The organism is Paenibacillus flagellatus (assembly GCF_003217775.1).
Taxonomy (GTDB): domain Bacteria; phylum Bacillota; class Bacilli; order Paenibacillales; family NBRC-103111; genus Paenibacillus_AB; species Paenibacillus_AB flagellatus.
The window spans coordinates 75,026-100,900 of sequence record NZ_QJVJ01000014.1 but is presented as its reverse complement, the minus strand read 5'-3'; the positions used below and the strand labels follow the sequence as shown (position 1 = coordinate 100,900).

Below are 25,875 nucleotides of genomic sequence, written 5' to 3'. Positions count from 1 at the left end.
TTCCTATATCGTATATATCGGAGAGATGTCGAATAATTGTTAGAATTATTTTACTGCATAGCGATCAGTTTTTGATCAGTATGGCCATGTAGGCCATGGTTGTGTATCCGTTTTGTACGAGCAGCTTATGCGCGTGGTTTAGGTACACGTTATTGTGCTCGACCGTCTTCGAGAACGACTGAATCAAAGTGATGATATGATCGATTGAGAATTCTTCTTTATAAAAACGAGAAATCCCGATCAGGTTCATTTTGATCAATGCATAGTGGAGTACGAGCATCACGAATTCATCGTATACGGTTTTATAGGTACCGAACGGAAGCAAGTTTTTGTAAACATAATTGACCAAATAGTTTTCTAAAATATATTCTTTGTCCTGCATAAAGGGCTTGTAGTAATTTTCATACGCATCCTGGTAGCGGATTGCGATCTCTTCTACCGGATCGGTCAATGTGTACTCGATGCCGCTCAGAAATGTTGCGAACGAGTCAAAATATCGTTGGCTGTTAATTCCTGCAAAAAAGCGCTCATCAGCCAACTCCTTCAGCAGTTCCATCTGAATAGCGGTATTGGATGGAATATCTCGCAAAGTTTCTGCTAATGCATTGTCTTCGATCCATACCGCAAACGTAGCGATAGTCTCTTCAATCATATGTAGCTGTTTGGTTTCAATACATTCATTTAACTTCTGATAGAACATACCTAACAGGACAAGCCGGTCAGCCACCGAATATTTGCGATTTTGCAAGATCTGAATCGTAAAGATGCGTATTTCCCAAAAAAATTGCTCCGGCTTCGTTTTGGTTGCGGGGGAGCTGAAGGTCAATCTCTTATGAAGGAGCGACTTTCCCAGCACTTCTTCTTCAATTTCATCAAATTCGATCCCATCCTTATTAAGAAGCGCCAAACGTGCCGCTTCCGGACAAGACATGGTGGCTGAACGTTCCATAACGTCATTGACAAAGTTCGTCACCCTCGGAAAGGAAGCGCACGTATTTGAAAGGTAGGATTCTCCATAATGAAGCTGAAGGGAACATAGTCTTTCCGCACTCAAGAAAGGACAAGAATTATTGTTCTGATCGATTTTGATTTTAGCAAATCGCTCGTTGGTCGGATTGGACCGAACCCGAGTAACACTTTTATCTACCACTTTTTTTAGTTCGGGCTCGCGAATCACATTGTACTTTTTATATGTTTCTCTATCCAAATCCACTTTCCAACCCGCACAGCACGTATCTTCACAGTCCGATCCGATGCATCGAAACTGTCGCATGTAACTTGGCACAAGCATCATTTGCTTTTTGGCCATGAGTCGTGTCTCCTCCGTCATTTGTACTAAGTGCCTACTCTTTATATCGGCACGATTCGAGCTAATATGTAGATAGCGGATACAGAAACATATAACAAAAAAAGCCTCCCGGTACGCGTGAACGCATACCAGGAAGCTTGGTGAAGCGAATTAGAATTAACGCAGCAATTGGAGGACGCCTTGAGGTTGCTGATTGGCTTGAGCCAACATCGCTTGAGCCGCTTGGGAAAGAATGTTGTTCTTCGTGAACTCCATCATTTCTTTCGCCATGTCGACATCGCGGATCCGGGACTCGGAAGCCGTCAAGTTTTCTGCAGAGGTTCCCAAGTTGTTGATGGTGTGCTCCAAGCGGTTTTGGTAAGCACCGAGCTTGGAACGCTCAGCGGATACAATCTCAAGCGCGTTATTGATTACGCTGATAGCTGTTTGCGCTCCCTTGGACGAAGAAACGTCAACGTCTTGAATACGGAGAGCTTGTGCGCCCATATCGTTGATGTCTACGTTCAAAGTTTGACCTTCGTTGGCGCCAATTTGCATGCTCAACGAGCTATCCGATGCTGCATTTTGGGCTTTTTGAGTTTCGTTCATCGAACCGAAGATCTTGTTGAAGTCAGCTACTTTTGTAGTATCGGTAGCGGATTTTTGAGCCGAGAACGAAAGGTTCGAGATGTCGTTTGTCAAACCTTTTGCACCACTGATCTGGAATTGACCCGTAGTCTCATCCAAAGAAACGGTAGCGCCTTTGAAAGCATCCAAGCTACGGAGAGCGTTCATGATGTCGCTCACAGTCGAAGTTTCCGTAACATTAACGGACGTTTCAAATCCTTTTCCGTTTTGCGTTCCGGTAATCTTGATCACATTGCCGGCAGAGACGCCAAGTTTATTACCGTCAACGTCAGTCAAACCGGTCAACAAAGTAGTAGTATCGAGCTTGTTGTCAACTGCATCCGTACCGGCTTTCTCTACGTTAGCTACAGTTGCACTAACAGCAGCCGTAACACCATTCAGAGGACCAGCTGCTGCGCCAAACAATGCAGTTGCACCGGTACCGCTTGCCCCATTCACAACTTTCAGAGCAGAACCACGCGCATTGGAGGTCAGAACCAGATTCTCTTCACCCGCGTCTACAGCTTTCGTACTTACCGTAATCGCATTGTCTCCAAAGTGTTTGTTCAGTTGGTTTTGGATTGCTTTCACAATGGCATCGCGGGAAGAGTTGTCGGACAACCCTACGTTTGTAGAGTTAATTCCCAGTTCGTCAGTCAGATCAATTGTAACTGTCTTGTTACCCAAAGTTACGTCGAACTTTCTGTCCGTTGCCGTAGTTACAAGGTCCACACCATTTTTGATATCCGGTGCACTTCCCGCTATAGCCGTAAGCTGGCTAGCAAAACCGGAGTATCCGAGCGCACCCAGAGCACTTTGAGCTTTAATCGTCGGGTCTTCAACTTTTACGGTAGAAGAAGTACCAGTAGAAGTGGAAACAAACTCCACTTTATCGCCATTCAACTGAGCTTTTACTTTGCCTACCAAATCTTTATCGGCATTGATTTGGTTGTTCACTTCCGTAACCAAATCTTGCTGGGTGGCGTACCGTCCAGCTGCCAAAGTGATTTCTTTAGCCGCTCCGCCGTCAACACTGATGCTAAGGGTGTCGTTGGCGCCTTTAGAAATAACCGTTCCGGCTTTAACTTCCATTGTCGAGTTTGTACCAGCACCAGCGACGTTAGAAGCTTGAACTACCGTAGCTGCCGTAAGAGCCGATCCGAAAATGTTAACTTCACCAGTAGCACCAGCTGCTGTGCTTGTTTCTACAGTAAACACTTTCGAACCTGTGTTGTTGGTCAACGTAATCTTGCCGTTTGTATCACTTACGGAAACAGCGCCCGTTCCCAATTTATTGTCCAGTGCACTTTGAAGAGCATCTTTCAATTGGTTAAGCGTATACGTTTGTCCGACAGCCAGACGAGTTGCAACGCTTGCATCCGTGGTAAGGTCGATATTAACAGCTGTGCCAGCGCCGGCAGCAGAGTTTGCACCAATCCCGATCGCAAACTGAACTTCAGTTACGGCACCTACCGTAAACCCACCCGAATGATCGACTGTGCCACCAATTGTTACTGCTTTGTTATCAAAGCCCATTGCCGACAAAGCGGATTGCTGAGCTGCCGCGCCAGCCGGAGCCGAAAGGGAAATCGAAGTATTGGCACCAGTAGCAGAAGTCGTGACTTTCAACTTGCCATTCTCGAGCGAGAACGAAGCGCTGTTGAATTCCGTAGCGCTAGTACCAAGTGTCGACTTCACTGCAGCATTCAAAGCGTCTACAAACTGTTGTTTTGTGTAACCGGTCGTAGAACTTGGTGCAATGGTTACGGTTTGTGCTGCATTGCCGTTAATTGTAATTTGGAACTGATCGTTTACACCAGTTTGAATAATCGTTCTGTCAGCCAGCTCAGCACCGGCCAACGAATTTGCGCCGGTCCCGCTGACGCCTGCAGTTGCCGTGCTTGTAGGTACGGTTGTACCGCCAGTGATGGTACCACCCGTGCCAAGCGTGTCAGCTACATCGAACTTATTGCTGTTCGCAACCGTTCCTTGAGCCGTTTTCGCGGCCGACAGGCTACCGTTCAACAGCTTCTTCGTGTTGAACTCGGTCGTGCTGGCTATCCGGTCTACTTCGGATTTCAGCTGGGAAACTTCTTTTTGAAGCTCCGCGCGGTCGGCGTCGGTCGACGTGCTGTTCGCCGCTTGGACAGCCAGTTCGCGCATACGTTGCAGGATGTTGTGCGTCGTGCTCAGCGCGCCTTCAGCCGTTTGGATGAGCGAGATGGAGTCTTGCGCGTTGCGGCTTGCTTGCTCGAGACCGCGGATTTGTCCGCGCATTTTCTCGGAGATCGCGAGACCTGCCGCGTCGTCGCCCGCGCGGTTGATCCGCAGACCGGAAGACAGTTTCTCCAACGCTTTGCCCGTTGCGGACGTGTTGTTCGTCATCTGACGGTGCGTGTTCAGAGACGCAATGTTGTGATTAATTCTCATTGCCCATTCCTCCTTGAATATGTACCCACATCCTTGTGGGAGTCGACGTTCTGCTTGCCAGGTCGGCCGCCCAGACAATAACAGCGCCTGAATACTATATCGGACAAAAGTCGGATATTGTTTGATCGAAAATTGACGCAAAAAAAGCCGATATGTCGATAATATCGGCCTCATACCTTGCAAATTGGCGCACTACCTATTGTTATCTCCGTTTATCTCCTGTTTCTTCATCCAATGGCTAAGTTTATTGACATGGAGCACGGATTTTGTCGCTTCCCGGTTGGACTCCTGAATCATTTCGTATATTTCGCTCCGATACACTTGCACTTGCTTCGGCGCTTTGATCCCGATACGGACCGAATCGCCTTCCGTTCCGAGTACGACAACTTCTACATCGTCCCCGATCATAATCGATTCGCCCTTCTTACGAGTCAATACGAGCATGCGCTTCACCTACTTCCGCCGTCGTATCGGTATCCGCTCGTGCCGATAAAGGGTGCTTGGTCGTATACCCGCTGCCGTGCAAAATACATTGCCTTCCGAGTCGTTCCTTTACGTTAATAAGAAGGGGGGCGAGCAAGTTCAAAGAGGATGTCGCCAAATCGTCTCGAATCGATACGATCGACCAGACGGCTACGTCGTTCTCTTGACCAATTCGAAGCTGCTGCCGCACCTCCTCCGGAATATCGAACTCATAATCCGGATAGAACAGGAACGGATTCGTCAACACGAATGCGACGTCTCCGTCATCCACCGACTGCAGGAACGAAAACGGAACCTCCGGGTCCGGCGTTACGACCGTAAATCGATGAAGACTCTCGAACCCGGGAAGCCCATGCTCGAACGAAATGACGCTTTCCGGCTGCACCTCTAGCTCGCCAAACTGCAACGTTTGAATGATCATCAGTACCCTATCCTCTCTTACTTATGTTCGACGACAACAAAAAAACTATAGACGAATCACCTATAGTCAGTTTAATCGTTCTTATGCTCTTATATCAATTGCAGGCGGCGTAATCTCCACCTTGTTGTACTGCTGCATGTAAATATCCAACTTCCCCCGGAAGTATTCCACTTCGGGAGGATTGGGATGCGTATTCAATTTGATTTGTCCCGGCGTAATCCGGACCTCCGGCTTTCGCGCCGTATACTGAATATCGACATTGTCGAAAGCGGCCTCGCCCGCATATTGAAAGTCGGGGAAGCTTACGGTTACGTCGCTCGCGAGTTCCGGGATGGCGTCCGCACTTGTTTTGTTGATCGCGGCCATTCGGTTCCCGTCTTCGACGATTTTGGCAATGCCCTGCAACGCGATGTCGCGCGCTTGGCTATAGATCCGATTCATGACGACCAATATATTGGCCCGTCCTAAAGCATCCCAAGCCTTGCTCTGATCGATTTCGAGCTCCCCTAGCGGCTGCCTCATCTCCATCGTCGCTTGCGGCTGTTCCAGTTCGAACGTAGGCCTAGGCTGCTTCATCTCATAGCGCCCCAAATCCGCGTCGATGCCGATCCGGGCATATTGCTGGGAAATTTGAATTTGCGGGATGGACGGCATCGACGATTCACTCCTAGCGTTTCAAACCTATCCTTACTTCAGAAAGTCGACCAAACTCGGTTGGATCAGCTTGGAGCCCGCCGATAACGACGCCTGGTAGACGTTCTCGTTCATTTTCAAGTTCGTAATGACGATGGACATATCGGCGTCCTCCGTCTTGGACTGCAGCTCCGATACGTTCAACGAAATATCCTTAAGCCGCTCTGATGCAAGCTCTACACGGTTTGTTTTGGCGCCGATATCGGAACGGACGTCGAGCATTTTCGTCATGCGCGAATCGATTTTGCCGATCGCGGAATTAATGCCGTCGAAATTGCCGGTTTTCAACGCTTCGGTAAATTCGTTCATGATGCGGTACATATTGTCCTCATCCGTCGGCAAGCCGAACACTTTATTGCCCGTTACGTTGATCGGAATTCGAACGCCTGCACCGATTTCGAATTGGATGATCCCGTCGTCCGACGGCTCGTCTTGAGCTTTTTCCAATGTGTAAGGCTTCAGATCCGTTTTTTGCCCGTTGAATACGTATTTGCCGTTAAACTGACTATTCCCAATGTCCACCATTTGCTCGTACAGCTGTTGAACCTCCTGCGCGGCTATATCCAAGCTTTGCTGAGGGTGCGTCCCGTTCGACATGTTGACCGCCAGTTCGCGAAGCCGCTGGACGACACTGCCCGCCTGATCCATCATCGTATCCGTATACGTCAAAAACGAAATGGCTCCATCGGCATTATCCTGATACTGATCGTTCGCGGACAGCTCGCTCCGGTATCGCATTGCGAAACTGATTCCGACGGGATCGTCCGAAGGCTTGTTGATTCGCCGCCCCGTAGCCAGCTGGTTCTGGTACATCTCCGAACGCACCATGTTATTGTTTAAGTTTCGCAGCAGCTGCGTATTCATCATGTTCTGTGTCACGCGAAAAGGCATGGGTAGCGCCTCCGTTCCAAACGAAAGTTATAAAAAGCGGGAGCCGCCGATTATCGGCCGACGACTCCCATGCCGTTGATCACCTTATCCAAAATTTCATCCTGCACCGTCAACGCACGTGCGGCGGCATTGTAGGCATGTTGAAACTTGATCATATTCGCCATCTCTTCGTCCATGGATACGCCACTTACCGATTGGCGGCGGGATTCTACCTGCTCGACCAGCACTTTCTGATTCGTCGCTTGCCGGGTGGCTTCCTGGGTTTGTACACCGAGCTTGCCGACCACGGCGCGAAAAAATTCGTCCAATGTGCCGCTATTCAGCGCAACCGTCCCTTCCAGACTGTTGGAGCTGAAATCGAATTTGTTCGATCGCAGTCCGGCCGCCAGCAAAGCCAAATCGTTATTGCCTTTAACCACCTTGACTTTATTGTCCGCCGGATCCAAATACGTCCGCATGGCTGAAGCGATGTTCTCGACATTATTCACGATATCCGGATTCACCCGGATGTTCGCCGCGGTGATGTCGCCTCCGTCGAGCGCTTCGAAAAACACGCCGCCCTGCTTCGCTTCACCGTTCGACAAAGCATAGCCCAAGCTGTGCAGTCCGTTGAAACCCTTGATCGTCGTCTTGAGCGGTTCCTCCAACGTCCTGTCCAAAATCGAGCCATTATAGGTTTTATCCCCGATCGTCGTTCCGGCCGGAATAACCGCTCCCTTCGGGAGTGTCACCTCCGTATCGCCGGACACGAACGAACGGATCATCGTATCCAGCTCGTTTCGGTAACTCGCCACGAAGCTGTCGCGGGATAAGATCATCCCGTATACTTCTCCGCTGGATAAATCTCCGTTCGCGCCAGCGTCCTCTAAAGCTTGTGCATCGAATTGGGTCAAGACTTCCCTGCCGTTCACCAGCTCAATGCCGCCCATGCGAACATTGTAGCCGCTGTCCGTTTCGGTCACGTTCACATTGATGACCTTCGACAAATCGTCGAGAAGGACGTCTCGCTGGTCCCGCAGATCGTTCGCATCGTTCCCCAAACCCTCGACCCTAAAAATTTCTTCGTTCAATCTGGCGATTTGCTGAACGGTCGTGTTAATCTCCGTCACTTTGACGTTGATATTGTCCGTTAAGTCCGCCGACAAGTCGTTCAGCTGCTTCGCCGTATGATTGAATGCGTCGGTCAAAGCGATGGCGCTTTCCTTCACGACGGATCGGGCCGTCAGATTGTCCGGATTTTTGCTCAGCTCCTGCCAAGCGTTCCAGAAATTTTCGATGACTTGCCGGACGCCGGTATCGGTGGGCTCGTTAATGATCGCTTCCAGCTTCTCGAGCGTATCGTTGCGGACGCTCCATTCTCCGAGCGACTTGTTCTCGTTATAGTACTGGCCGTCGAGAAACTTCTCCCGGATGCGCGTAATCGAGGTGAACTCGACCCCTTGGCCGGATTGGCCGGGGATGGCGCTGCGCATGAAGCCGACCGCTTCCATCGGCTTGGCCGCGACGAGGTTGACCACCTGCCGGGAATACCCTCTCGTATTGGCGTTCGCCACGTTGTGGCCGGTCGTCGTCAGCGCCGCCTGGTGGGAGAACAAGCTCCGCTTCGATATCTCGATACCGCCGAATGTAGATCTCATTTTGCCGCTTCCCCTCTTCGTCCTGAAGTCCCGTACAGTCCGTTACGCCTTGCGGTCGAACATGCGGTTCGGCTGGTACGTCTGCTGCTGCTGCGGGTGATGATACACCGCGTCGTCATCCGGTCCGACCAGCAAGTCCAGCGAATAATTGATAAACGCCAGCGATTGCTGAATCAACTGACGATTCGTATCGTTCGCCCGCTTCAGCTCTTCGATCAGCCGGACCAGCTCTTGCTGGCGCTCGGTCAGCGCCTGCTTGTCTTCCATCCGCACGACGAACCGGATCAGCGTGCTGATCGAGATGGCGGCCGTCACGTACATGTTCTTCGAACGCATATACGCGTTCACCGCTTCCACGCGCTCCGCTTCGAGCTCCTCCAGCCGCTTCGCCAGCCTCGACTCTTTATTCGTAATTTGCGTCAATTCCTCGACCCGATTATGGACGATGGCGTCCTTCTTCCGTTCGCTCCATTCGAGCAGCGCGCGGTGAACTTCGATCAGTTGATCCAGCGCATGCAATATCGCTTCCATAGATGTCGTTCACCCGCTCCCTCGAACATCATTATTTCACGTACGGCCACAGCTTCTCCGCGATTTGCCACGCTTCCACGTGATACGTTCCCGCCTGGACCGACTGCTTCAGCTCCTGGACCTTCTTATTGCGCATATCCGCATCGGCCGTTCCTTGCGCGACGAGCAGTTCGTGCGCTTGTGTGGATATTTGCACTTCGTCCTTCTGCTGCCCGCGCTTGCCTTTCAGCTCCGACGGTTTCGCGTCATTTCTCGAATACGGGTTCGTTCCTCCGACTCGGGGAATACCGTTGATCTTCATGGGTACCACCTGCTCTTTCGCTTGACGATCGGTTCCGATAACCTGTTATACCTTTTATCGGACAGGACCGATCGTTTTTTTATAGCGCCACGCCAATTTTACGATTTCTCGAACTTATCCCTGTTTTTCATGTACGTACTGCCGCCCGAGGAAGATTTATATTCCGCTCTCCGTTTCTCGTCCTCACGCATATTATGCACATCTTTGGACAGCTTGCTGCGGCAATTCGCGCACAGCGGCCCTTCCTTAACCGGCTCCCCACAGCTTTCGCAGGGCACGAGTACGTTCGGGGCGTCTTTCGCCGCGATGCGGCCTTCCCGGATGAACCGGATGATCAAATTGACGGAAACCCCGGTCCCTTCGCTCAGCTCTTTCAACGTGCAGCCGCGATTTTTGCGCAAATAATCGGCGCACTTCCGGTATTGCTCCTCCAGCTCTTTCAGGCAACTCGGGCAAATGTTGTAGCTGTTCTTCACGTACACTTTCCCGCATTGCGGACAATTGGCCAAATTCATCGCATCCACCTCTTCCCCATAATTCCCCAAACCGTCCGGTCCGTTGTCGTTGCCCTTATATTATCCGGTTATCTCGCCCACGTAAGCCCGAAAACGTTCGCGTCCATGTGATCGCGGATCGTTTGCGCACAATGATTCAGCGTACTGCCGGTCGTATAGACGTCGTCCACGATTACTATGTTTATCGGAAGGTGGCCGGACTTTTTTAATATCCGATTCAATCCATCTTCGTCGACGGAGAACGCACCTTCCAAATCACGCAGCCGCTCCATTCGGTTTTTGCTGCTCTGCTTGACCGTATCGCGGTTCCGCCGAAGCAGCGGAACGACCGGAATACCGGTCAACCGGCCCCAGCTTCCCGCAAGCTGCGCCGCCTGGTTAAATCCCCGCTCCTCCAACTTGCGTTCGCTGACCGGCACGAAGGTAATCCAATGGATCGGCCCTTCTCGCGTGTAGTCGGCTTCATGACGCTTATAAGCGCGGTGAAGCATATCCGCGAACAAATCGTGCAATCTTTCATTGCCGCGATATTTGTATGCCGCCAGCCACTCCTTCATCCGCTCGTCGTAACGGACGGCGCTGCGGCTTGCATAGAGCGCGGAATGACTATGCCGCTCGCAATCCGGGCACGAATCGGGACGTCCGCAGCGTAGACACCGGATCGCGTCAATCCACGGAACACGATCGTGGCAACGGCGGCACAGCCCGAGTCCCGACCCCGTATTGCGATTGGCGTCCAAGCCGCAATACCGGCAAGCTCGAGCCGACGCGCCCAAGTAAGATTCGGTCGTACGGACCAGTTTGGTCCACATCGTTTTGATCATCAATATCCCTCTTTTCCAATCGTTGTTCTACGAACCGAGTAGCGTACTATTCAGTAGATTGCCCCTCCCCTTTCCTTTCGGATAATAAATACCCCTTACGCCTAGCCAACCGGTTCATGGCGCGTATTTGCCGGATTGCCCGGGCCTGCGAATTCGTCAGCTCCGTGGCGGCGAAGTACACCCTGCCGTTCGGATCGTCTTTGGAACGTCCTGCTCTTCCGGCCATCTGTACCAACGCCGCCGAATCGAACGTAGACGAGTCCGCTTGGACGATAAAGACGTCGCTCTTCGGCACCGTGACGCCCCGCTCCAAAATCGTCGTCGTTACCAGCAGGCGGATTTCCCTTTCCCGAAACCGCGCCACCTTATCCGCGCGCAGCGGATCTTGTGAAGACGTCCCTTCAATCGCAACACCGGGAAAATGACGCCGCAATCCATCCGCTACCGGCCCGACGTCGCGAATGCGAGGGACGAACACGAATAATTGAGCGCCTCGCTCGACGGATTGCCGAATGGCGGCGCGAAGCTTGGCCGGGATGTCCCCCTTCCACTTCGACAAGGGAGGGACCGCCAGCTTGCAGGGCACCGGCAGCGGATGCCGGTGATACCGGACCGGTACCTTTACATGGGCGAGCCGCCCCCGCTCCGCCGCTCGGACAAGCTCGGTCGGCGGCGTAGCCGACAGCAGAATAAACGTGCCCCCGGGGCGGCATACCCGCTCCGCCGCATACTGCAGCATCGGGTTATTGTGATACGGGAACGCGTCGATTTCGTCGACGATGACGAGGTCGAAGCTCTCATGGAAACGCAGCAGCTGATGCGTCGTGGCGAGCGTCATATCGCCGATCTCCCACCGCTCCTCGCTGCCCCCGTACAGCGTGACGACCGTCCGCCCGGGGAACGCTTTGCGCAGCCGCGGCTGCAGCTCGAGCACGACATCGCGACGCGGTGTCGCGATCGCCACCCTTCGTCCACGGTGAAGCTCGAAGTCAATGAACGGAAAAATCATCTCCGTCTTGCCCGCCCCGGTTACGGCCCAAATCATGAACCGTCCCGGCTTCCCCTCCCGATACGCATTCAGGTATTCAAGCCCGGCGGCAGCCGCTTCGGTCTGGGCGGGGCTTAACCCCCATTTGGCAATAAACGGCGCAACGTCCTCTTGTCTCGCACCATCCCGTCGCTCTCCGCCCACCTCCGTGCCGTCCGTCGCCGTGCCGCCGTACACGAGCAGCGAGCAAGACTGCATCCGTCCCATCGTTAAGCACTCCTCGCAGTACACGCACGCTCCCGTACAGTAAAGACACGCCTTCCGGTACATCCTCTCCGGCCCGGTACCGCATCGCCGGCAGCGAAATCGCCGTTCCGGCTTGGACCAAAAATGACGCCGTTTGCGCGAGCTCTCCACGCCGTTCCGCAGCAGCACCCTTCCTCGCAAATACGCGGCCTGCAAATAGCTCGTCCAGTTCGCCTGAGCGGCCTCCAGCCCATGATGGCTCAAGCAGGAAAGCAGTTCCTCCTTACCCAAGCAGCGCCCGGCCAACAGCCGCTCCATCTCCAGCAGTACCGGCAGTACGAGTGCCGACGGCGTGCCACCCCCTCCGGTCTTATAATCGCGATATGTAACCGGGATCAAGCCCTGCACCACAGCTCCCATCTCGTATTCCGAGAGAACCGCCCGGATCCGCCGGAGCCCTTGTTCCAGGCTCGTTACGCCCCCGAGCTCCGATAGCAGCGTCGAAACTTCCCCTAAAGACAAAACTGGTTCCAACAGATGGAGGGATGCTTTCCCGCCGTACTGTTCGAACCAGTATGCGCAATCGGTTTCGATATGGATGCTCAATCGCCATTCCAGCCGGCCGCCGATGTCGGCGGCGTATAAACGGACCCTCACCCCAGTCCCCCCAACCCGTGTAAGCGGTTTACTATTGAAAAAGCGGAATGTTCTGCATATCCGTCTTGTTGCTCAGCCTCACAAGCACGACCTCTTCGGACTCGTATCTGGCGATGAGATGGTCGAGCTGCGACGCTTCGTTCCATTCGATGATGTCGAAATGATCCGCGCGCGACTCGGCCAGCCGCTCCGCTATGGCCAGCGTGTCGTCCTCGGAGTTTTCGTCCAAGAGCGCGATCCGAATCTCCCTGCCCTTCAACCGGGAAAAGAATAACAGCGTACGCAAGTACCATTCGATATGCATCGCATTGTTTCGCGTAATGAGCACGTAGTGGATCGGCTTCCGGCTGCTTTCCGTCCGCAGCAACCGGAATCGTCCCCAGTGGACGATGGCGATCGCGAGTCCGTACGCGCCGATAATCGACAGCAACCCGACAATCATAGCGGCTCCCTCCCTTACCGCCATTATATGCCGCCATGATGTCCATGGTTCCTCCGCTATCGACGCCATATGGCGAGATCCTACGTAAAACCGACGAAACAAACCCGCGAAAAGAATGGAATTCGCGATGCTGCTTTGCGGTGACTATCCATCTTGTCCCCCGCAAGGAAAAGCCGCTCCCCTTTTACAGCGTCACCCAACCGTTTTTGATCGCGATGATAACCGCCTGCGTCCGGTCCTCGACCTCCATCTTTTGCAAAATGCTGCTGACGTGGTTTTTGACCGTCTTTTCGCTGATAAAGAGCATTTCGCCGATCGACTTGTTGCTTTTCCCCTCGGCCAGCAGCCGCAGTACTTCCGCTTCGCGCCGAGTCAACGGGCTGTTCGGCTGATGGATATATTTGACGCCGGCTTCCTTCGCGCTTTGGTCGCCGCCGCCTATGCCGGACGAATCGAGATACGTCATACGGCGCAGCTGGTTGATCAGCTTGCCGGTCACCTTCGGATGAATGTAGGCGTGTCCCGCCACGACCGACCGAATCGCATTGATGAGCGACTCCGCCTCCATATCTTTGAGCAGGTAGCCGGAAGCTCCCTTGCGCAGCGTTTCGAAGACGTAGCTTTCGTCATCATGGATCGACAGGATGATAACCTTGATCTCCGGGAAAAAATCTTTCAGCCGCTCCGTCGCGACGACCCCGTTCTCGATCGGCATGTTGATGTCCATGAGCACGACATCCGGACGCAGCGCGTTGCATAGCTCGACGACCTGGATCCCGTCGCCGCATTCGCCGACCACTTCGAAGTCTTTTTCCATATTCAAAATACGTTTGACGCCTTCGCGCAACAGCTGGTGATCGTCCGCGATCACGATGTTTACATTGCGTTTCAATTCCATACGGTTACTCCTCTCTTGGTTCCATACTGATCGGGATAATCATCGTGATCTTCGCTCCGGCGTTCGGTTCGGACTCGATATCCATCCGGCCTTCCAGCAGCTCCACGCGCTCGCGCATCCCCATGATGCCGAAATGCTTGTTGCCGCGGGCGATCGTCACTTCCAGCTTGTCGACGGAGAAGCCGACGCCGTTATCTTTGACTACGATTTTGACCATTTGACGTTGATACGTAATTTCCACGTTCACCCGGGTCGCCCGGGAATGCTTCAAAACGTTCGCAAGCGACTCTTGGACGAGCCGGAAAATGGCCACTTCCATGGCCGACGGAAGCCGCGTCTCGACTCCGGCGACCTCGAACCGCGCATGGATTTTCGTCCGTTCCTCGAAGTCCTGCACGTATTTGCGCAGCGTCGGAATGAGCCCGAGGTCGTCGAGCGCCATCGGCCGGAGATTGAAAATAATTTTGCGAACCTCCTCCAAGCCGAGACGGACCGAGCTTTTCAAGTCGGTCAGCTCCTCCTTGACCGCTGCGTACTCTTGGCGATCGATCATCCTTTCGGCGATTTCGGAGCGCAGCACCATGTTGGCCATCGCCTGGGCCGGACCGTCGTGAATTTCCCGCGCGATCCGCTTGCGCTCCTCCTCTTGCGCCAATATGATCTTCAAACCGAGCAGCTGCCGGTTTTTGGCCGATTCGAGAATGCGAGTGACCTGATTCAAGTCCCCCGACAAATATTCGAGCACGACGTTCATTTGACCGACCAGCGCTTCCGCTCGTTCGATCGTCTTGTCGACGTTCCGGATCCGCTTCTGCAGCTCGTCCCTTCGGGCGCGCAGATGATGCTCCTTCTCCCGCGCCATGATGAGCTGCAGCTGCATCTGGGTAGCCGCCTCGTAAGCGATCCGGATGTCTTCTTCCTTGAAACGGTGAAAATCCCGGCTTACTTCCGTAAGCCGGATTCGCGAACGTTTGTATTCGACTTCGAGCTTGTCCACTTGATCGATGGTGCGGGAGACTTCTTCCATGACCTGGTGCAGTTCCTTGTTGAGCGCCTCCCACTCGCTACGGGCGCTTTCGCAAATCTCAAAAATTTGATATTTGCTGGATTCCATGACTCCTATCGCATTTTTGATGACTGTGTCGATGGCGTCGAATTGCAAGCTAACCCGTGCCCCTTTACCCATATTTTGGCCCTATTTGTTATAGTATCACATTTCGACTTGTTTGGAGTGGATATTTGGCCCTAATTTATTCCAATGTGACGGTTCTTGTCTGTTCGTCCCACGTCACTTTCCAGCCCATTTTCTCCGAAATGATCCGCAGCGGCACCATCGTCCGCTCGGTCATGAGCAGCGGCGGCACTTCCGCGACGACCGATTCGCCGTCCGCGATCAGCTCCGTCCGATCGACCCACAGCTCAAGGAAATGGCTATCTTTCACGATCGAAACTTTGCGCTCCGCATCGGACCATTTCAGATCGCCACCCATCGCTTCGATGACGAATCGGACAGGGACAAGCGTGTTGCCGTTATAAATGACCGGCGCTTGATCGAGCGCAAGGGGGCTGCCGTTGACGGTCAACGTCTTTTGGTCGATCGTCAATTTCACGGTGTTTTTCGGCTTATTCGTCGATTTATTGTATTGGAAGCCGACATCGTCCAGCAAGATTCGACCTTTCAGCTCCCGCTCGTCGTGCGCGTTTTCCGGATTCGCCACATACAGCTGCTCGAGCGTGATCGGATACGTGAAGTTGTAAGGTTTTAAATCGGCGCTGAGCGTCTTCCAGTCGGACCAGTTCGCAAATTCGGTCAAGCTGACGAGCTGGGTTTTGCCGGCGCTGTCTTTGATCTTGGCCCGGATCCAGTTGCGGCTGCTGTCGCCCTTTACTTTGACGCTGATCGATTCCGGTTCGCCTTCGACCTTCAGCCCGTTCATGAAGTTCGCGTAAGCGGCCGTCGTCTTCGTGCCTTGCGTAAAGTCGTACTCGATCGCCAACGCGTTGCCACCGGTCGGAGTCCCGGACGGCGTTACGCCCACGCTCCCTTTAACCCCGTCCGTCGCGGAGAACGAGACGGCCGACGGCTTTTCGAACGTTTCCACGTTGCGCTGCTCGTAGATCGGCATCGTCAGCATCGTGGAAAATCCGTCATACCGGGCGATGACGCGTCCCTCGGTTGCGTTCGGCTCGATGCTTTCGACGTACAGCTTATCTCCTTCCATCCGTCCCTTGAATCCGATAAACTCCCATTGCAGCGCTCCCGCCGGCACGACCCCGGTTTTGCCGGATTTCGTCGTTGCGTTCGCCGTCAGCTTGTAGACGGAGTCGGCCAGCAGAGCCGTGGAGGATGACTGCAGCTTCAGACTCGCGATGTCTTTCCCGGATGCGACTTCGACGTCCACGCTTTGGGTCGCCGTGCCGGAAGTGACCGTCAGCTTCGCCTTGCCTGTCCCCGTCGCCGTGAACGTGTTACCTTCGAATGTGCCGATCGGTCGGTCCGTCGTCCAGACAGTCGGCATTTTGCTCGTATCGACCGGATTATAAAATTGATCGTACGCTTTCATCGCGAACGTCGCTTTTTGACCCATGAACAGCGTCGTAATGCCTTGGATCGTAATGTCCTTCACTTCTCCCGGCGGTGACAAGGAGTAGACGCCCACGCCGTTTACGACCGGACGCTCGTAACCCATATCGGCGCTTGTCAGCACCGTCGTAAACTCGCCTAGCGGCCGCGTCGCCAATTGAGTGGAACCGCCGCCGTCCAGGTTTAACCCTTTCCATACGCCTACTTTGATCATAAACTGCTGCAGCTCGGCCAACGTAACGCCCGGATTGACCGTAATCAAGTAAGCATACCTCTCGTCTTTCGTATAGCCGATCGCCGTCCGGGCGACCGCGGCATTCTCCTGTACCCCTCCGCGAGAAAAAGCGGCAGGCGCGCCGTTGTCGACGAGAATCGTATGCCCGCTGATCATCGTCTTGAAGCTGCTGACATCGTAGTTTTTCGAAGGGTCCTGCGCCATCATTTTATAGTCCGCCACGATGGGGTCCCCGACTTTCAAATGCTGTCGGACGAACTCGTCCGCTTTGCCGGACGCCCTCAAAATGTACCCGTCCTCCGGCGCGATCATGTCGAGTACGCCGGTCGGCTTGATTTCGGCGATAATTCCGTTGCGCACCAGCACTTCGGTCGGTACCGTGACGCCGTCGTTGGACCGGTTCGTTTGCCCCCATGCGCTCGTATACATATAAAGGCCGTCGATCATGCTGTGGACGCCCTCTTGGTGGACGCCGTCGTCTTCGTACCAATAATAGGTTTTATTGATCCCGCCCAAAGGATAGCTCGCGCCGTCCTTCGCGACTATTTTGCCTTGAAACGCAAACAGGTCGACGACCGGCTTGTTTTCTTTCGTCAGCGCAAACGAATACCAGCCCGGCACGTCGATCGTCGTCGCCATCAGCTTGCCGTCCTTGATTTGCGGCCCCATCGGGACGCCTTCCGCGTACATGTTGAAAAAGTCGCCGTTGATCGCGGCTACCGCTTTTGTCTCGTTCGCCATATTGCGGACGCTTTGTTTTTTCGTAAACTGTCCGTTTGTTCCTGCGATCGTATCCAGCTTCACGTACGGATTTTGCAAATCGACTTCGACCAAGTTCGCCGTTACCGTAACCGGTTTTTTGTTTCGATCGAACTTCCATTCGTATTTTCGAAGAATCGCACCATACGTCAATGGGTCTTGAGACACCATCGTCACCGGCGAATCCGCCGCCGATGCCGCCTCCGCGCGCAAGGAAGCGATCCACGGCTGCACCGCCAAACATGCGGCCAAGGCGACGGCCGTCACGCCTTTTACCCATTTGCCCTTCTTGTGTCCCGGTTTCGTAAGCTCTTGCAATTGTAAATCTCCTCTCCGATTGTCTCTATCTCTCCCGTGATAGAATGCACACCATAATAGACTCCGATTTCCCCGGAAAAGTTACGATGGTCGGCATCGGTCGGATCGGTTTAGCGCGAAAGACCCAACGTCTTGTCGGTTTTTGTTGATCCTATTAGACTATTTCGTTCTCTTCTTAGAGTATCAGGGGGCAAAAAAAGAAACCACCCCTTGCGGGGTGGTAGTTATTGGAATCGTAGGTGTCGCCGCTTAGCTCAATGCCTCTTGCTTCAGCTTCTCGGCTTTATCCGTGCGCTCCCAAGGCAGGTCGACGTCCGTACGGCCGAAGTGACCGTAAGCGGCCGTTTGCCGGTAGATCGGGCGGCGGAGCTCCAGCTCCTTGATGATGCCCGCCGGGCGCAGGTCGAAGTTATTGCGGATCACTTCGACGAGCTTTTCTTCGCTGACTTTGCCGGTGCCGAACGTATCGACGCTGATGGATACCGGACGCGCTACACCGATCGCGTAAGCGAGCTGGATTTCCACTTTTTCCGCCAAGCCTGCCGCTACGATGTTCTTCGCGACATAACGGGCTGCGTACGCCGCGGAACGGTCGACCTTCGTCGGGTCTTTGCCGGAGAAGGCGCCGCCGCCGTGGCGAGCGTAGCCGCCGTACGTATCAACGATAATTTTCCGCCCGGTCAAGCCGGCATCGCCTTGCGGTCCGCCGATGACGAAACGGCCTGTCGGGTTGATGAAGTAATTCGTCTTGTCGTCGAGCCACTCGGCCGGAACAACCGGTTTGATGACATGCTCTTTAATATCGCGTTGGATTTGCTCCAGCGTAATTTCTTCGGCATGTTGGGTGGATACGACAATCGCATCGACCCGAACCGGCTTCTCGCCTTCGTATTCGACCGTCACTTGCGTTTTACCGTCCGGACGCAGGTAAGGCAGCGTGCCGTTTTTCCGGACTTCGGCCAGACGGCGTGCCAAACGGTGGGACAGGGCGATCGGGAGCGGCATCAATTCGGGCGTTTCGTTGACGGCGAAGCCGAACATCAGCCCTTGGTCGCCGGCGCCGAGCGCTTCGATCTGCTCGTCCGTCATCGTTCCTTCTTTCGCTTCCAGCGCCTTGTCGACACCCATGGCGATGTCTGCGGACTGTTCGTTCAGCGAAGTCAGGACGGCGCAAGTGGAGGCGTCGAAGCCGTATTTGGCGCGGGTATAGCCGATTTCTTTGATCGTGTTCCGGACGATGGCCGGAATATCGACATATTCGGAAGAGCTGCTGATTTCGCCGATGACGAGTACGAGACCCGTCGCGACCGAAACTTCGCAAGCTACGCGTGCGTTCGGATCGTTAGCCAGGAATGCGTCCAATACCGAGTCGGATATTTGATCGCAAATTTTGTCCGGATGTCCCTCCGTAACCGATTCCGATGTAAACAAACGTCGTCCGCTTTTCAGCGTCATGTTCAAATCAACCTCCTGCACCTATTATTTATCATGAGTACGAACTCTACACTGGAAAAGCCGAGGCTTCCGGCACATAAAAAATGAACCTTTTCCGGTTGGAAAAGGTTGCTTGGGCAATACCTTCAGTTATTGATGTTACTGGATTTGTCGACCTCTGTCAATAAACGAATGACTGAATATTATTGCAATCCGTACAGCACTTGCTCCGCTTGTCGGACAAGACGGCTCGTGATCGCTCCGCCAACGGCTCCGGCGTCTCGAGTCGCGATATGCCCCCAATAATCTTCTTTGATGGAACCGCCCTGGATGCTGCCCAATTCCGTTGCGAATTCGACATCGCTGAATTGCGCGACGTTTTGTCCTACCGGCAAACCCATTTCCGCGGCGATTTCATACTTCATCATATCCAGCGCTTTTCCGCATTCCGGCACTACTTTTTGATTACGATTGCGGCTGCTAGCCATTTGGATGACCTCCTTGGAAGTGGTGTAATCCTAGTATGGCCGTCCTGCAATCGTTCACCCGTATCGATTGCTGCTAATCCGGGTAAAATTATGGAGCGCTTTTCGTTCCATCCTCTTTTAACAAGATATAACTGCCCCTCACCATCACGTAAATCTCGTCCTTATTTTTCGGGTCCGGCTTGATGCCGCGCCCTTCCCGTGGGAAGACGAGAAGATGATTATTGGTTATGGCGCTTCCAGCCGGCAAATCGACACCGGACGTAAGATCGGGAATCCCGTCGTCGTTGCTCACGGCGATCGTTTTGCCGGTTCGTACAATTACCTCAGCACCGGCCCCTGCATATAAAATCTGCCCCGGCCCAAGCTTTAATACCTCCAGCGTAGGCGCAGTACCTGTGGTTGGGGTGGTCGGTTGTTGGGGTTGCCTTTGAAGCTCTTGCTTGAGCTTTGCAATTTCCGCAGCGATCATTTCTTGGATGCGCGCCTCGCTTACGGTTGATCCGCCGCTTCCCGTTTGGCCCGTACCGGTGCCAGAGCCTGTCCACTGGCCTCCTGTCAGCTTTTTGAGCTGTTCGTCCAGGTAACTCTTTGTTACCAACGGATCGTCCGCTGAGCCCGGCTGTGTGGCTCCGTCGGCGTTCGAGATGATAGCCGCTTGTCCCACATATATGCCTGTCGCTATCGCTACACCCACGATTCCCGTTACAAGCCACTTTCGTTTTTGTCCCACGTTGTTATCGCCTCCTGATCTTTCACAAGTTCGACGTGGAAAAAGAGAATCCTTTCGATCGATGGAATGGATCGAAAGGATTGGAATTACAGTATCTTAGTCTGCGTATACGAACCAGTCTAATTCTTTGCTTGCAATCAGCTTTTTCTCACCCTGGAATTGATGGTAAATATTAAGTTTGTACTTCTTTAAGCTCTGCGCCTTATAAATAAAGTCGGTGTCGGTTACAGTAAATTCCATTTTATTTTTACCAACTTTAAGTATTGTTTCTGATTCGTTATTGTTTGTATTTCCGTTTTGGCCTTGATTTTGTTTTTCAAAGTCTAAAGTTTTTGTGAGTTTTGCCAAACCTTGAAGGTCTTCCATTTCAATAACCATTTTATATTCATCAGGGTTGACCTCATAACGTGAATCTTTCTCTAACTCATAGTCAAAACTGATTTTCACATTGCTTGTAGTCTGCCCAATTAAAGCAGATGTTCCCACTTTGCTTAAACTAAGCGTATACGGAAACATATCAATGTTTTTTATCGAATTGGAAACACTCGTTTTTTCGCTTGGCAAGAAGAAAGATACGGCATTAACATAAGCATCTGGTTTTGCTTCACCTTGAGTAAACTTACCTTCCGTTACGCCTTCTCCCACAATAAGTTGCGTAATATCCTGGACTTTGTTTTTAGCCACATTAGCCCATATATTCAAAAGTGCTTTTCCAGAAGGACTAATTTTTGTTTTAATTTCTGTAATTGTTGCGGGGTAAATCGTACCATCTGAGCCCTTAAAATGCGCTACAAGCTTAGAAATCTCATTGGCGCGCTTCTCTAGGTTTTCAACTTCCACTTGGGCTGTTACAATGTTTGAGCTTTTACCAGGAAAATTGTGAACTGTACGGACTACATAGTCTCCGCTTCTACCAACTCCACCAATTTTATAATGCTCTTTAGCGTTCACTAAAGGAACACTATCCAATGCCGAATCTACTTTAAATTGTACAAGATCGGTTACTGTTCCAGTGCTCCCCGAGTTGGTACCTGTATTTCCAGTTCCCCCTGTTGTTCCTTCTTTCTCTTGGAGATATACTTTCAAGTTTGAGAATTCATAAGTATAAGGAATGCGTCCTAGCAACTGCAACCGCACTTCTTTGTTAGGTTGTACTCCGATAACATTGTCCGTTTGTACAACTTTAACTTCGACTTTTACCGATTCGTCCAACTCAATGAATCCTGTCATGTTTGGTAGAGGAAGGGGTTTATTTTCTTTAGGTTTCAACAAAATAGAGGCGGACAAAATATCGTCGTCTTCCCAAGGAACTCTTTGGATCGATTCCAGCTTTGCCAGGTAAGTTCCATCCTTATTAGAAAATGTCTGTTCTTTTTCAGTTGCAGTTTGGTCTTCCGTTGGTATAGGGATCGTAAATTCTGCAACAGCTATGTTCATATTAGTGCTGCTGTTACTGCCCGTATCTCCTCCCGATGCTGCTTCCGTGATAACAAGCTGCCAGCCGCTATTAAGGATAGATCGCGGCAATTTTCCGCTCAAAGCGATTTCTTTTTTCATCAATGGATCAATTGTTGTATTTTCATTAATCCCGGTTGCAATTAACGGATACAACAACCCATCAGCTGTACGGATCATAAATTTTAATGCAGGCAACTTTAAACTTCTTGAATCCGTATTCTGTAATTCCAAAAGTAGTGAAGGCAAGTAATTTTCTTCATTACTGCTTATAGTTGACTTTTTGATATAGCTTTGCATCGAGGTTTTGGAAATTTTCAAGTTTACTCTAGATTCAGCGGGAGCCACAGTCGTATAACCAGTCGGAACGGTAAGTCCCCCCAGAATCTTTTGATAATCGGTTGCAGAAAAGTCCCATTTTATAAATTTAAATTCCAAATCGCTAAGACCAAGCGAAGGAGTTATACTTGCATAAAACTGTATCTCCTGTGCACTTCCTGACGGAATAATATTTTTGTCTTTGTCTTGTGGCATTACATTTACCGTAAATTTCGCACCTGAAGCCGCTTGAACGCGAATCCAGTAATCAATGAACTGAATATCGGTTGCTCCACCATTTACGACTTTAACCGTAAAAGTAACCAAATTATTGTCTGTACCTGGGGTTAATCTGACGTCTTTTAGCTCAAAATAACTACTGTCATTCATTGAAACTGAACCAACGGATGGAATGTCGAAAACAGAGTTAGACGTTACCTGCGCACCGTCCGCATATGTATATACAGGGGCTGCACTCGCCAACAAAGTCAGTGATAATATCGATTGCATCGTCAGCCGCTTAAATTTGGATTTGCTTGACATAAAAGGCCTCCTTTAACTTCATCTAAAGTTATAGACGAATTAGTAACGGAATTGTTTCGTCCTTTTATAAAATAGTTTATCGGAGGTATGTGACATTGAAATGAACTTAAAAAGAGAAAAAGATCCCAAAGGACCTTTTTCTCTTTTTAAGTTAGTTATGGAGCTACTACAACTGCAGTCGATGCTGTTTTGCCATTTGCAGAATAAGCAGTGATTACGAAAGATTTTACAGTACCACTGATAGCAATTACACCATCGTCAGTAATTGTAACAGTTCCGCCACCATCAATTTGACTTACACCATAACGAATTCCAAGGTGTTTGTCGTACAGGTAGATGTAGTTAGTGGTGTTATCATCTTTGTATTCAATGCCGTATTGGTCTTTAACGCTCAGGTTCATCAAATTGCCCGCGCGAGTGGACTCAATTTGAGCTTCCGTTTTGTTGGTTACACTGGTGTTTCCGGCCGTCAAGGTCTCAACAGCAACCGCGTCGTTCTTAACGGTCAAATCACTAGTTACCGTATTCGTTTCACCTTTTGCGTTTTTGAATACAAGACCTATCGTGGTTGTACCAGGTTTGTTACCCAAAACGTAAGCCGTAGAACCTTTACCACCTGCCGTAGTTGCAACAGTATATACGGAAGAAGTAACGGATTGAATCATATTCAACGCATCGATAGCAACTGTGTTACCGCCGTTATCTTTAGCAACAAGCTTAACTTCTTTCTTTTGCTTGCTCGCTGTGACAGAGTCGTAATCTCCGCCTTCGTAGGTTTTATCATCGATTGCTGCAAATGCGTTACCAAGTGCACCTACGGAATAGTTCAGGGTTTCTTTAGTTCCATCGATCACAGTCAATTTCTTCGTATATACAGAGACTGCATCATCTTTCAACTCGCCAGCGACAGTCTTACGAACGGAAAGTTTGATTTCAAACGTGTCGCCAATCGAAGCCGAAGATGGAACATAGATTTTCAACTCTCTGCCATTAACATCATTGAAGTTTTTAATGATTTGGCCATTAGCGAGAGGTTGAGCAACACCTGCACTATCTTTCAAGGTAGCGTTAATTGTAGATGGAGAACCATCTGCTTTAACAGCTTTAATCGAAACATAAACATCGTTTGTTACGGTCTTACCGTTTTCTGTGGTCGAATAAGTGTTATAATCTTTCTTAAACTCAACATTGTTCTGATCATAAACTTTAATCGTACCAGCAGTCGTTACGGTAGCAGAATCACTGCGGACAGCTTTTGCTGCCAGATCTGTACCACTTACTTTAATCGAAACAGGGTAACGAGCCGATGTAACATTGAATGTTTGTTGAGCTGTGCTGTTCTGCCCTGTCATCGTGTAAATGGCAGCAAATACGTAACCAGTGCCTTTTCCAACGGATTTAATATGAATTTTGCCTTTGTTATCACCAGCAGTTACGATGTTGCCGTTCGTTGTGAGGACGCCAGCAGTAGCCCCGGTAGTAAATGCGCCAGAAACATTAATGTTGAACTTGTTTGCCTTAGCATTTTCTACGATGTCATCTGCGGATAATTTATTTCCATCAGCATCATACGCAACCAAAGTTACATATTTATCTTCATCGCCTTCAGAGAAGCTGCCTTCGTTAGGAATCTCTACTTTCGTAGCAACTTTAGCTGCCGAAAGTTTGATTTTGGTCGTAGCAGCATTGGAACCGCCGTAGACCGAAAGCGTGCTTTCACCGTTACCTTCTGGCTTCTTCTTCAGAACGATTTTAGCAACGCGCATATTGTCGTCGTTCCACTCCCATTGCACACTCTCAAATGTATCGATATTCGGAGTGATCAAGGCAGTTGGTTCGTTAACAGCACCAGAATCTTTAACCATTACATTACCGTACTGATCGAACTCTTTCAGAACAACCTTCGCAGTGTCACCTACATCGTTCAAAGCTGTTTTTCCGTTTTGGTATTCCGGATCAAGAAGTTCGATTTTGGAGATATACGGCGCAGTACCAACTTTAAACACTTTTTGAACATTCATGTTATTGTTGGTATCATAGATGTTAATGGAAATTTGGCTAACATTTTGTGCAATAGTCCCTGTGTTTGTCGCAAGTTCAACATACAGGTCACCGTTTGCAGTTCTCTTAATAATTGGATCCCCAGCTGTAGCAAATACGCTGAAGCCCCCAGATGTCAAAGTCGATTTTTCACCGTACTGGTTGGTAGCTTGGAACGGTACACGAACTTTAGAAGCGTAAGCGAGTGTATCGCTAGGGTTGGTGAACTCGATTTTCTTAACAACTTCATCTTCAGCAGTAAACGTTGCAGTCGTCTTATCAACGTCAGCTGCATCCAATCCGCTCAGGGTAACGCTGTATTCGCCCGCAACCAGTTTAACTTCAGTCAACGTCAATACAACGGATTTCTTGTCGTCAGCCCATTTAGCAGTTGTTTTAACTTCGGAAGTGCCACGTTTCAAGGTTACTACAGCTTTAGTCGTGTCAACCTCGCGATCGAGATTTACCGTAACTTGTTTTGCACCGGTAGCTTTAGCTTCCTTAACGGAAACCTTACCATTCGGGTTAGGCAGAACTTCTTTAGCCGCATAAGTTGCTTCTACCAACTCTGCGCGGATAGCAGGCTTCGTGAAGTCCGCTTTTTCGCCCAGCAAGCCGTTAGCAACTGCAGTTGCAACGTAGCCTTTAGCCCAGTCGGAAACGGTACCTTTAACTTCTGCGTCGGATTTAACTTCCAGACCCAGAGCGACAACGGCTACTTTAGCGAGTTGCTCAAGCGTTACGTCGCCAGTCGGGTTGAACACGCCATCCCATACGCCTTCCATCAAAGGAGGAGTTGCTTTGGATACAGCTTGAATGAAGCCAGCGGACCAACGGTTGGACTCGACGTCGCCGTAGCTCGTGCCGGAAACTTCTTTCAGGCCTTTCAATTTAACGAGGATTTTCGCGAGTTGCTCGCGAGTCATATGTTTGTCGAGCTCATAACCGTTGCCCGTGCCTTCTTTGTCGAAGATACCGGCTGCGATCAGGGCATCCAATTTTTGTTCGGTCGTCAGTTCGTCAGCTGCGAAAGCAACGGAAGCGAACATGGACGATACCATAGCTGTTGCTACAAGTACAGACAAGCTTTTCTTCATAA

20 protein-coding genes and 2 pseudogenes are annotated in these 25,875 nt (G+C 51.1%); all 22 read right to left on the bottom strand.

Features of this window, described 5'->3' with window-relative positions; genetic code table 11:
* Positions 1 to 64: 64 nt before the first annotated feature.
* Entirely contained in the window at positions 65 to 1,309 is a 1,245-nt protein-coding gene (gene fliB / locus DLM86_RS26195; RefSeq protein ID WP_110843025.1) for a flagellin lysine-N-methylase, read from the bottom strand.
* A gap of 156 nt (positions 1,310 to 1,465) precedes the next feature.
* Positions 1,466 to 1,720 (bottom strand): annotated as a pseudogene (locus tag DLM86_RS33250) (flagellin); the annotation flags it as partial.
* A gap of 2,201 nt (positions 1,721 to 3,921) precedes the next feature.
* Positions 3,922 to 4,345 (bottom strand): annotated as a pseudogene (locus tag DLM86_RS33245) (flagellin N-terminal helical domain-containing protein); the annotation flags it as partial.
* Between the two features lie 192 nt (positions 4,346 to 4,537).
* A complete protein-coding gene (gene csrA / locus DLM86_RS26180; RefSeq protein WP_110843024.1) occupies positions 4,538 to 4,789 on the bottom strand; it encodes a carbon storage regulator CsrA in 252 nt (83 codons plus the stop codon).
* The gene (fliW, locus tag DLM86_RS26175) at positions 4,770 to 5,249 is read right to left on the bottom strand and encodes a flagellar assembly protein FliW (RefSeq protein ID WP_110843023.1); all 480 of its coding nucleotides are present in this window, start codon (positions 5,247 to 5,249) and stop codon (positions 4,770 to 4,772) included. The genes csrA and fliW overlap by 20 nt, the downstream gene beginning before the upstream one ends.
* 81 nt (positions 5,250 to 5,330) lie before the next feature.
* Complete coding sequence (locus DLM86_RS26170) at positions 5,331 to 5,903, bottom strand: DUF6470 family protein (RefSeq protein WP_110843022.1); 573 nt, start codon at positions 5,901 to 5,903, stop codon at positions 5,331 to 5,333.
* A 33-nt stretch (positions 5,904 to 5,936) separates the two neighbouring features.
* On the bottom strand, positions 5,937 to 6,833 hold the full coding sequence (gene flgL / locus DLM86_RS26165) for a flagellar hook-associated protein FlgL (protein WP_110843021.1): 897 nt from the start codon (positions 6,831 to 6,833) through the stop codon (positions 5,937 to 5,939).
* 50 nt (positions 6,834 to 6,883) lie between these two features.
* Positions 6,884 to 8,470: a flagellar hook-associated protein FlgK gene (gene flgK / locus DLM86_RS26160; protein ID WP_110843020.1), complete on the bottom strand. Its 1,587-nt coding sequence runs from the start codon at positions 8,468 to 8,470 to the stop codon at positions 6,884 to 6,886.
* A 42-nt stretch (positions 8,471 to 8,512) separates the two neighbouring features.
* Positions 8,513 to 9,001 carry a flagellar protein FlgN gene (locus tag DLM86_RS26155; protein WP_110843019.1) on the bottom strand — a complete coding sequence of 163 codons (489 nt, stop codon included), beginning with the start codon at positions 8,999 to 9,001 and terminating at the stop codon, positions 8,513 to 8,515.
* 31 nt (positions 9,002 to 9,032) lie between these two features.
* On the bottom strand, positions 9,033 to 9,302 hold the full coding sequence (gene flgM / locus DLM86_RS26150; protein WP_110843018.1) for a flagellar biosynthesis anti-sigma factor FlgM: 270 nt from the start codon (positions 9,300 to 9,302) through the stop codon (positions 9,033 to 9,035).
* Between the two features lie 98 nt (positions 9,303 to 9,400).
* Positions 9,401 to 9,817, bottom strand: a complete 417-nt coding sequence (locus DLM86_RS26145; RefSeq protein ID WP_110843017.1) for a TIGR03826 family flagellar region protein — start codon at positions 9,815 to 9,817, stop codon at positions 9,401 to 9,403.
* A gap of 68 nt (positions 9,818 to 9,885) precedes the next feature.
* A complete protein-coding gene (locus DLM86_RS31820; RefSeq protein ID WP_146250297.1) occupies positions 9,886 to 10,641 on the bottom strand; it encodes a ComFC family protein in 756 nt (251 codons plus the stop codon).
* A gap of 46 nt (positions 10,642 to 10,687) precedes the next feature.
* Positions 10,688 to 12,532 (bottom strand): ATP-dependent helicase ComFA, encoded by a 1,845-nt coding sequence (locus DLM86_RS26135; protein WP_245954918.1) that lies wholly within the window; start codon positions 12,530 to 12,532, stop codon positions 10,688 to 10,690.
* A 31-nt stretch (positions 12,533 to 12,563) separates the two neighbouring features.
* Positions 12,564 to 12,974 carry a hypothetical protein gene (locus tag DLM86_RS26130; protein WP_110843015.1) on the bottom strand — a complete coding sequence of 137 codons (411 nt, stop codon included), beginning with the start codon at positions 12,972 to 12,974 and terminating at the stop codon, positions 12,564 to 12,566.
* 184 nt (positions 12,975 to 13,158) lie between these two features.
* The gene (locus tag DLM86_RS26125) at positions 13,159 to 13,872 is read right to left on the bottom strand and encodes a response regulator (RefSeq protein WP_110843014.1); all 714 of its coding nucleotides are present in this window, start codon (positions 13,870 to 13,872) and stop codon (positions 13,159 to 13,161) included.
* Between the two features lie 4 nt (positions 13,873 to 13,876).
* Positions 13,877 to 15,058, bottom strand: coding sequence for a sensor histidine kinase (locus DLM86_RS26120; RefSeq protein ID WP_110843013.1), 1,182 nt, complete (start codon positions 15,056 to 15,058; stop codon positions 13,877 to 13,879).
* 64 nt (positions 15,059 to 15,122) lie between these two features.
* Positions 15,123 to 17,768, bottom strand: coding sequence for a stalk domain-containing protein (locus DLM86_RS26115; RefSeq protein ID WP_110843012.1), 2,646 nt, complete (start codon positions 17,766 to 17,768; stop codon positions 15,123 to 15,125).
* A 249-nt stretch (positions 17,769 to 18,017) separates the two neighbouring features.
* Positions 18,018 to 19,223 carry a methionine adenosyltransferase gene (gene metK / locus DLM86_RS26110; RefSeq protein ID WP_110843011.1) on the bottom strand — a complete coding sequence of 402 codons (1,206 nt, stop codon included), beginning with the start codon at positions 19,221 to 19,223 and terminating at the stop codon, positions 18,018 to 18,020.
* A gap of 182 nt (positions 19,224 to 19,405) precedes the next feature.
* The gene (locus DLM86_RS26105; protein WP_110843010.1) at positions 19,406 to 19,690 is read right to left on the bottom strand and encodes an alpha/beta-type small acid-soluble spore protein; all 285 of its coding nucleotides are present in this window, start codon (positions 19,688 to 19,690) and stop codon (positions 19,406 to 19,408) included.
* Positions 19,691 to 19,778: 88 nt separating this feature from the next.
* Positions 19,779 to 20,420, bottom strand: coding sequence for a hypothetical protein (locus DLM86_RS26100; protein ID WP_110843009.1), 642 nt, complete (start codon positions 20,418 to 20,420; stop codon positions 19,779 to 19,781).
* 96 nt (positions 20,421 to 20,516) lie between these two features.
* A complete protein-coding gene (locus tag DLM86_RS31815; protein ID WP_146250296.1) occupies positions 20,517 to 22,736 on the bottom strand; it encodes a hypothetical protein in 2,220 nt (739 codons plus the stop codon).
* A gap of 155 nt (positions 22,737 to 22,891) precedes the next feature.
* Complete coding sequence (locus DLM86_RS26090) at positions 22,892 to 25,873, bottom strand: autotransporter outer membrane beta-barrel domain-containing protein (RefSeq protein WP_110843007.1); 2,982 nt, start codon at positions 25,871 to 25,873, stop codon at positions 22,892 to 22,894.
* Between the last annotated feature and the right edge of the window lie 2 nt (positions 25,874 to 25,875).

Excerpts from the sequence above, each read along its gene's own strand:
- flgM (WP_110843018.1), bottom strand. The coding sequence starts at position 9,302 with ATGAAGATCAACGGTATTCCCCGAGTCGGAGGAACGAACCCGTATTCG.
- DLM86_RS26125 (WP_110843014.1), bottom strand. The coding sequence starts at position 13,872 with ATGGAATTGAAACGCAATGTAAACATCGTGATCGCGGACGATCACCAG.
- DLM86_RS26155 (WP_110843019.1), bottom strand. The coding sequence starts at position 9,001 with ATGGAAGCGATATTGCATGCGCTGGATCAACTGATCGAAGTTCACCGC.
- DLM86_RS26130 (WP_110843015.1), bottom strand. The coding sequence starts at position 12,974 with ATGATTGTCGGGTTGCTGTCGATTATCGGCGCGTACGGACTCGCGATC.
- DLM86_RS31820 (WP_146250297.1), bottom strand. The coding sequence starts at position 10,641 with ATGATCAAAACGATGTGGACCAAACTGGTCCGTACGACCGAATCTTAC.
- flgL (WP_110843021.1), bottom strand. The coding sequence starts at position 6,833 with ATGCCTTTTCGCGTGACACAGAACATGATGAATACGCAGCTGCTGCGA.
- fliW (WP_110843023.1), bottom strand. The coding sequence starts at position 5,249 with ATGATCATTCAAACGTTGCAGTTTGGCGAGCTAGAGGTGCAGCCGGAA.
- DLM86_RS26145 (WP_110843017.1), bottom strand. The coding sequence starts at position 9,817 with ATGAATTTGGCCAATTGTCCGCAATGCGGGAAAGTGTACGTGAAGAAC.
- DLM86_RS26090 (WP_110843007.1), bottom strand. The coding sequence starts at position 25,873 with ATGAAGAAAAGCTTGTCTGTACTTGTAGCAACAGCTATGGTATCGTCC.
- DLM86_RS26105 (WP_110843010.1), bottom strand. The coding sequence starts at position 19,690 with ATGGCTAGCAGCCGCAATCGTAATCAAAAAGTAGTGCCGGAATGCGGA.
- csrA (WP_110843024.1), bottom strand. The coding sequence starts at position 4,789 with ATGCTCGTATTGACTCGTAAGAAGGGCGAATCGATTATGATCGGGGAC.
- fliB (WP_110843025.1), bottom strand. The coding sequence starts at position 1,309 with ATGGCCAAAAAGCAAATGATGCTTGTGCCAAGTTACATGCGACAGTTT.
- flgK (WP_110843020.1), bottom strand. The coding sequence starts at position 8,470 with ATGAGATCTACATTCGGCGGTATCGAGATATCGAAGCGGAGCTTGTTC.
- DLM86_RS26120 (WP_110843013.1), bottom strand. The coding sequence starts at position 15,058 with ATGGGTAAAGGGGCACGGGTTAGCTTGCAATTCGACGCCATCGACACA.
- metK (WP_110843011.1), bottom strand. The coding sequence starts at position 19,223 with ATGACGCTGAAAAGCGGACGACGTTTGTTTACATCGGAATCGGTTACG.
- DLM86_RS26170 (WP_110843022.1), bottom strand. The coding sequence starts at position 5,903 with ATGCCGTCCATCCCGCAAATTCAAATTTCCCAGCAATATGCCCGGATC.
- DLM86_RS31815 (WP_146250296.1), bottom strand. The coding sequence starts at position 22,736 with ATGTCAAGCAAATCCAAATTTAAGCGGCTGACGATGCAATCGATATTA.